The organism is Oleiphilus sp. HI0128 (assembly GCF_001635365.1).
This window is the reverse complement of sequence record NZ_LWGG01000805.1, coordinates 1-6,807: the sequence shown is the minus strand read 5'-3', so window position 1 is coordinate 6,807 and position 6,807 is coordinate 1. Positions and strand designations below refer to the sequence as shown.

11 protein-coding genes are annotated in these 6,807 nt (G+C 43.3%); 8 read left to right on the top strand and 3 right to left on the bottom strand.

Annotation, left to right across the window (positions count from 1 at the left end; all coding sequences use genetic code 11):
- The 8 genes from A3763_RS11885 to A3763_RS11850 form a co-directional block, all read left to right on the top strand.
- Positions 1–363, top strand: a 363-nt coding sequence (locus tag A3763_RS11885; protein ID WP_197482893.1) for a TatD family hydrolase, incomplete at its 5' end; no start/stop codon positions are given.
- Between the two features lie 194 nt (positions 364–557).
- Positions 558–986 (top strand): 50S ribosomal protein L13, encoded by a 429-nt coding sequence (rplM, locus tag A3763_RS11880; RefSeq protein ID WP_068516415.1) that lies wholly within the window; start codon positions 558–560, stop codon positions 984–986.
- Between the two features lie 12 nt (positions 987–998).
- Positions 999–1,391, top strand: a complete 393-nt coding sequence (gene rpsI, locus A3763_RS11875) for a 30S ribosomal protein S9 (protein WP_068507251.1) — start codon at positions 999–1,001, stop codon at positions 1,389–1,391.
- Between the two features lie 298 nt (positions 1,392–1,689).
- Positions 1,690–2,283 carry a ubiquinol-cytochrome c reductase iron-sulfur subunit gene (petA, locus tag A3763_RS11870; RefSeq protein WP_068516412.1) on the top strand — a complete coding sequence of 198 codons (594 nt, stop codon included), beginning with the start codon at positions 1,690–1,692 and terminating at the stop codon, positions 2,281–2,283.
- Positions 2,283–3,494, top strand: a complete 1,212-nt coding sequence (locus A3763_RS11865) for a cytochrome bc complex cytochrome b subunit (RefSeq protein WP_068516409.1) — start codon at positions 2,283–2,285, stop codon at positions 3,492–3,494. The genes petA and A3763_RS11865 overlap by 1 nt, the downstream gene beginning before the upstream one ends.
- Entirely contained in the window at positions 3,494–4,252 is a 759-nt protein-coding gene (locus A3763_RS11860) for a cytochrome c1 (protein ID WP_068553551.1), read from the top strand. Before A3763_RS11865 ends, A3763_RS11860 begins: the two co-directional genes overlap by 1 nt.
- 168 nt (positions 4,253–4,420) lie before the next feature.
- Positions 4,421–5,050, top strand: a complete 630-nt coding sequence (locus A3763_RS11855; protein ID WP_068516402.1) for a glutathione S-transferase N-terminal domain-containing protein — start codon at positions 4,421–4,423, stop codon at positions 5,048–5,050.
- Between the two features lie 32 nt (positions 5,051–5,082).
- Complete coding sequence (locus A3763_RS11850) at positions 5,083–5,490, top strand: ClpXP protease specificity-enhancing factor (RefSeq protein ID WP_156490427.1); 408 nt, start codon at positions 5,083–5,085, stop codon at positions 5,488–5,490.
- A 28-nt stretch (positions 5,491–5,518) separates the two neighbouring features.
- On the opposite strand, the gene A3763_RS11845 is transcribed toward A3763_RS11850, so the two are convergent.
- The 3 genes from A3763_RS11845 to A3763_RS11835 form a co-directional block, all read right to left on the bottom strand.
- Positions 5,519–6,112, bottom strand: a complete 594-nt coding sequence (locus tag A3763_RS11845; RefSeq protein ID WP_068633073.1) for an SIS domain-containing protein — start codon at positions 6,110–6,112, stop codon at positions 5,519–5,521.
- 42 nt (positions 6,113–6,154) lie between these two features.
- Positions 6,155–6,517 (bottom strand): YraN family protein, encoded by a 363-nt coding sequence (locus A3763_RS11840; RefSeq protein WP_068507997.1) that lies wholly within the window; start codon positions 6,515–6,517, stop codon positions 6,155–6,157.
- 4 nt (positions 6,518–6,521) lie between these two features.
- A partial coding sequence (locus tag A3763_RS11835; RefSeq protein ID WP_197482892.1) for a penicillin-binding protein activator occupies positions 6,522–6,807 on the bottom strand: 286 nt, incomplete at its 5' end.

Genomic DNA, 6,807 nt, shown 5'->3' with positions numbered 1-6,807 from the left:
TCCCAGATACTGTCCGCATTAAAGAAGTTTCCAGGGAAGGGGGTGATTCATGCCTTCTCCGGAGGCAAGGACTTGCTCGATCAGTATGTCGCCAAAGGGATAAGCATCGGTGTAGGTTGCGTTATTACTTGGCCAAGTGCCACGCGAACCCGATCCGCTGTTGCGACAGCCCCTTTGGGTAGTTTGTTGTTGGAGACGGATAGCCCGGATATGAGAGTTTCCGGGTTGAGGCGAGAGTTTGGTTGTCCTTCGGATATTCGTCAGGTTTTTTCGGCGCTATGTAATATTCGCTCTGAAAGCCCTGAAATCTTGGCTGCAGCCTTGAGAGATAATGCCGAAGAAATTTTTTATGCGGGGCAATGAAAGAAAAACTAAATTAGTTCTGGATTAATTGTGTTTAATTATATTATACTGCGCGCCCTAAAATTATCGGTGTAGCTTTGCGAGTACAGCCCCGTCTCAATATGTGAAACCGCGATAATTCGTGACATCCGAATGGCGAAATTGCCATCGAACTTGGATTTTGTAAAGGCTCATTGGAGCTAAAGGCGGAATAAATGAAAACGTTAAGTGCAAAGCCAGAAAGCGTAAAGCGTGACTGGTATGTAGTAGATGCTACAGGCAAAACACTTGGTCGCTTATCAAGTGAAATTGCGAGCCGTTTAAGGGGCAAGCATAAGCCAGAATACACACCTCATGTTGATACAGGTGATTACATTGTTGTTGTTAATGCAGAGAAAGTTGCAGTAACAGGTAACAAGGCTAAAGATAAGATTTATCACAGACATACTGGTTATATCGGTGGTCTTAAGTCGATTTCTTTCGAAAAATTGATCGATAAAGCTCCTGAGCGTGCTATTCAAGGTGCGGTTAAAGGCATGTTGCCACGCGGACCTCTAGGTCGTGAAATGTTCAGAAAGCTAAAAGTGTATGCTGGTGATGTTCATCCTCATACTGCACAACAACCGCAAGTTTTAGATATTTAACGGAAGGCGATTATGTCAACTACATATAATTATGGAACTGGTCGTCGTAAAACTTCTGCGGCGCGCGTATTTCTAAAATCTGGTGGCGGTAATATTGAGATCAATGGCCGTGCACTAGATCAGTTTTTTGGTCGTAAGACTGCTCAGATGGTTGTTCGTCAGCCTCTAGAGTTGGTAGAGATGGCCGATAAGCTTGATGTAAAAATCACTGTAAAAGGTGGTGGTACAACTGGTCAAGCTGGTGCGATTCGTCACGGTATTGCTCGTGCTCTAATGGAGTATGACGAAACGTTGCGTCCAGCACTGCGTGAAGCAGGTTGGGTTACTCGTGATGCGCGTGCAGTAGAGCGTAAGAAGGTTGGTCTACGCAAAGCGCGTAAGAAGCCTCAGTTCTCAAAGCGTTAATACGCCTTATTCAAGAAACGCTTGTCGGTTATGCTGGCAGGCGTTTTTTTTTATGTTAATCCTTATTTTTATTAGGGATATTGTAGCGAAAGTTGTTGAAGCGGCAGGTCAATTTAATTACTATCTGTGGGTTTTGAAGTGCGCGGTCTAAAATTTTAGTCTAGTGTCGATAAGATAAAGTGATTGGGCGTTATTTACGCAGGTATAAGTTACTTATACTGGGGTAGATGTTGCTGGGTCATCATAACTAAACTACTACGTAAATATTGGTACGTAGTTAATATTGGGAGATGCCTATATGAGTGATGGCGACGTTAATGCTGGCCGACGCCGATTTTTAATCGGTGCTACCTCCGTTGTTGGTGGGGTAGGGGCAATTGGAGCAGCGGTTCCGTTTGTTGCGTCTTGGAATCCAAGTGCAAAAGCAAAAGCTGCCGGTGCGCCAGTTAAAGCAAGCATTGGAAAGTTGGAGCCAGGTCAGAGAATGACTGTTGAGTGGCGAGGTAAACCTGTTTGGGTTATTCGTCGAACTCAAGAGATGCTTGATAATATTGAAAAGCTGTCTGATGAGTTGCGAGACCCTCAGTCTGAGTTACCTCAGCAGCCTGAATATATTAAAGGGGTGTTTAGATCTTCGCGCCCTGAGTATGCAGTCATTGTTGGTATCTGTACTCACCTAGGTTGTTCTCCACAATTCGTGCCAGAAGTGAAGCCTCAAGAATTTGATGCTAACTGGGTAGGTGGCTTTTTCTGTCCTTGTCACGGTTCTCGTTTTGATTTGGCAGGTCGAGTCTATAAAGGGGTTCCAGCACCTAAGAACTTGGAAATTCCTCCTTATAAGTACCTGGATGATGCAACGGTAGTTATTGGTGTTGATGAGGAGCAGGCATAATGCAAAAGCTAATTAACTGGATTGACGAGCGCCTCCCTGTTGTTGAAGCATTCGAAAATCACATGAGTAAATACTACGCGCCAAAGAACTTTAATGTTTGGTATATTTTTGGTGTGCTTTCAATGGTTGTTTTGGTTAACCAGCTTCTTACTGGTATTTGGTTGACTATGAGCTACAACCCAAGTGCTGAAGGTGCGTTTGCATCGGTTGAGTACATTATGCGTGATGTTGAATATGGCTGGTTGCTGCGTTACTTGCACTCCACCGGCGCTTCAGCATTCTTTGTTGTGGTTTATCTGCATATGTTCCGTGGCTTAATGTATGGTTCATATAAGAAGCCTAGAGAACTTATCTGGATCTTCGGTATGACGATCTATTTAGCTTTGATGGCTGAAGCATTTATGGGTTATTTGTTACCGTGGGGCCAGATGTCTTACTGGGGTGCTCAGGTTATCGTAAACCTATTTGGCGCGATCCCTTACATTGGTGAGGATTTGTCCTTGTGGATTCGTGGTGATTACCTGATTTCAGGTATCACGCTAAACCGCTTCTTTGCTTTGCATGTCGTGGCATTGCCTATCGTTATTTTGGCATTGGTTGTTCTGCATGTATTAGCTTTACATACTGTGGGTTCGAATAACCCAGATGGTATCGAAATAAAGCAGAATAAAGACGAAAACGGTATTCCAAAAGACGGTATTCCTTTCCATCCTTTCTATAGTGTGCACGATATTGTCGGTATTGTTGTTTTCTTGTTTGTATTCTGTGGTGTTGTCTTCTTCTTCCCTGAGATGGGTGGTTACTTTATCGAGAAGCCAAACTTTGAACCAGCAAACCCGCTGAAAACGCCTGATCATATTGCTCCTGTTTGGTACTTTACTCCATTCTACGCAATGCTTCGTGCTGTACCTGATGCATTCTTGGGTGTGGTTGTGATGGGTGCTGCAATAGCAATTCTGTTTGTCTTGCCTTGGCTGGACAAGAGCCCTGTTAAGTCTATTCGTTATAAAGGCTGGATCAGTAAAGTTGCGCTAGCGTTGTTAGTCGTATCATTTTCTATACTCGGTTATTTAGGTGTTGTTGTTGCGACGCCTGAAAGAACGCTATGGGCGCAGATTTTGACTGCTGTGTATTTTGCCTACTTTTTATTAATGCCTTGGTATACAAAGATTGAAAAAACCAAGCCAGTTCCAGAGAGGGTGACAGGATAATGAAACATTTATTAATTGCGGTTTTCTGTTCTGTTATTTCTTTAGGTGCTTTTGCTGCAGGTGGACCTGCAGCGCCTATGGATCACATCAAAACAGACATTTCAGATAATGAGTCTTTACAGAATGGTTTATCTTTATTTGTGAACTACTGTTTTGCTTGCCACTCAATGAAGTACGCTCGTTATGAGCGTGCTGCTGATGATTTAGGAATTCCTCATGATATTTTTGAAGAAAATATTCTCGTAGGTGATACCAAGATCGGCCAGTTAATGGAAATTTCCATGGCTGAAGATCAGGCAAAGGTTTGGTTTGGTAGTGCTCCGCCTGATTTGACTTTGAGTGCTCGTTTGCGTGGTCCTGATTGGATATATAACTACTTGCGTGGATTTTACGCCGATTCAAAGCGCCCTTATGGTGTGAATAACGTAATTTTCAAAGATGTGGGTATGCCGCACGTACTAGCTGGTTTGCAGGGTGTTTGTGCTGTCGCGCCAGAGTTAGGTGTTGAGCCTGTTGTTGATCCATTAAGCGGAAATATTGTTAAGAGTAGTGGTTGTTCTGAATATGCGACAGAAGGAAGCTTGAGTCCTGCTGAATATGACGAAGCGATCTATGATCTGGTTAACTTTTTAGAATATGTTGGTGAGCCTTCTAGGCTTCAAAGTGAGGCACTTGGCCGAAATGTTCTTATATTCCTAGCGTTTTTGTTTGTTTTTGCATACTTCTTGAACAAAGAGTATTGGAGAGATATTCACTAGTTAGCTAGAAAGAAGAATAAAAGCCGTCCATGTGTAGGCATGGAGGGCTTTTTTTGTTTCTATCCAAGAGAATTTTCACGACTGGCTTGTAAATCGTGTATAATTCTGCCCAAATTTAAAACTGTGCTATCAGTGCAGTAAATCTGATTTAAAGGTTGAGGTAAGTATATGGGTGTTGTGACCAAACGTTCGTCCATGACGTTTTTTTCTGATGGTGAGAGCCATTACAGTCACCGGGTAAGAATAGTCTTAGCGGAAAAAGGTGTCGCAGTTGACGTTGTTAACGTTGACCCAGATAACAAGCCTGCTGAGCTTTCTGATCATAATCCATACAATGACTTGCCTACTTTGGTTGACCGCGACTTAGTACTTTATGAGTCGGATATTATGATGGAGTACTTGGATGAGCGCTTTCCGCACCCTCCTTTGTTGCCAGTATATCCGGTTGCTCGAGCGCAAAGCCGCTTGATGATGTACCGAATCCGTAAAGATTGGAGTCGTCTGGCTGATGCAATTCTTGCTGATCCGCATGCTGCGAAGGCGAATGAGTATCGTAAGGAATTGAAAGAAAGCCTGATTGCTACAGCGCCGATTTTTTCAGAAATGCCTTACTTCATGAGTGAAGAGTTTACCATTGTCGATTGCTGTGTTTCTGCCTTGTTGTGGCGTTTACCGGTAATGGGAATTGAGTTAGATGATGTCCAGGCAAAACCGATTTCGAAGTATATGGATCGTATATTTCAGCGTGAGTCCTTTCAAGCTAGCTTGTCTGAACTAGAAAAAGAAATGCGACACTAAGTCGCTAAATAATGAGTAAAGGGGTGAGCGGAATGACTCCAAGTCGGCCATATCTGGTTCGAGCACTAAATGATTGGATTTTGGATAACGACATGACGCCGTATATCGTCGTTGATGCCGGTATCCAGGGTGTAAGTGTCCCAGAAGACTATGTCACGAATGGGCAAATTATACTCAATATTAGTCCTGGTGCGGTTAATGAGCTGTTAATTGATGGAGAGGCTATTAGTTTTCGAGCGCGTTTTGGTGGCGTTCCGATGCAGGTCTACGTTCCTATCGTAGCTATTATGGCGATTTACTCAAAAGAAAATGGACAGGGTATGGTGTTCGGGGCTGAGCCTGGTGCACCAGAGCCGCCGAGTCCGAATGACCCACAAGATGAAGGGAAGAAAGCGGCAGAACACCTGCCTCATAAGCCTTCTCTAAAGATAGTTAAATAAAGAGAAAGCCTGTTCTAGGCTTTCTTAACTAAAATGCGCCACCAAAAAGTTGATTTTCGATTTGGTGGCACATGGCATTAACTGCCATAAGTTGAGCTTCCATCGCTCGCGCTATCGAATTGGTGTTTAGCTGGATTTCAACATCCTGTCCCTGCTTTATCGCAGAAATTTTCCCATCTTTATGACCGATAAGTGTGATTACCTTGATGTCCTTTTCGTGCGCGGTTTGAATTGCTTGAACAATATTGCTGCAGTTGCCATCGATAGATAGTGCAATCAGGGTGTCTCCTTCGAAACCAATGGCTCTAATTTGCTGGGCATAGCTAAGGTTGTAATTGCCGTCCTTCGCAATAGCAGAAATAGTTGTGGAATCGATAGAAATATTGATCGCAGGAAGGCTTGGGCGTTCGAATTCCTGTTGGTTCATTAAGCAGGTTGTTAAAAGGCTTGCGATTGGTCCAGATAGACCGTTCCCGCAAATAATCAGTTTTTTATCGCTCAGAAGTGTCTGTGTAATTAGGTCGCAAGCTTGCTCCAGGTTTTCACTAAGTGCTTCAAGGTTTGCTGCGGCAGAATCAACAGCTTCACATAGGTAGTTTGATAGTGGTGATAGTTCGGACATTTCTAGTTAACCGTTTTAGGTGATTTAGGTAATAAACTGAGCTCAATAAGATGCATCGAATGCAGCTTTGTGCCAATGAATTTGCTCGGATAAGCTGTTCTCTTTCTGGCTGATAGATATAACATCAAATCGGCATGGCATATTCCATAGCTTTTTGTGAGAAAGGAATATGCTTGCAGTCTTAATAATCTTCTTTTGCTTGTGTGGGGTCACGGTTTCAGCTGCGATGCCATAGTTATTTCTTGCTCGATATCTGACTTCAATAAAGACTAGGGTATTCTTATCTCCCATAATTAAATCAATCTCACCAAACTTGGACCGATAATTGTTCGTTATGCTTTTCAGTCCTTGGGTGCGAAGGTATTTCTCGGCGATCTGCTCATAAGCAAGTCCTTTGCTAAGCATTTCCTTACTCCTTAATGGTAACTGCCTTTCCTTTTCTAAATTTTGCCCATTCTAATTGGCGATTAATAATGCCCTGCTCATCCATTGATAGCATGCCGGTGTGGCCTTGCATCTGGCTGCCTCGAACTTCGTGCAATAGCTGTAGTCTTGGGGCGATATTATAGCTGTCGGCTCCTAGCGCATAAAAGCGGCTATATTGCTCTGTTGACTCGGGGATAGCATGATTTATCTGGCTTTTGATATCTATTGTACTGCTAAGCATCCAGGGCATTTCGATAAACTCGATACCG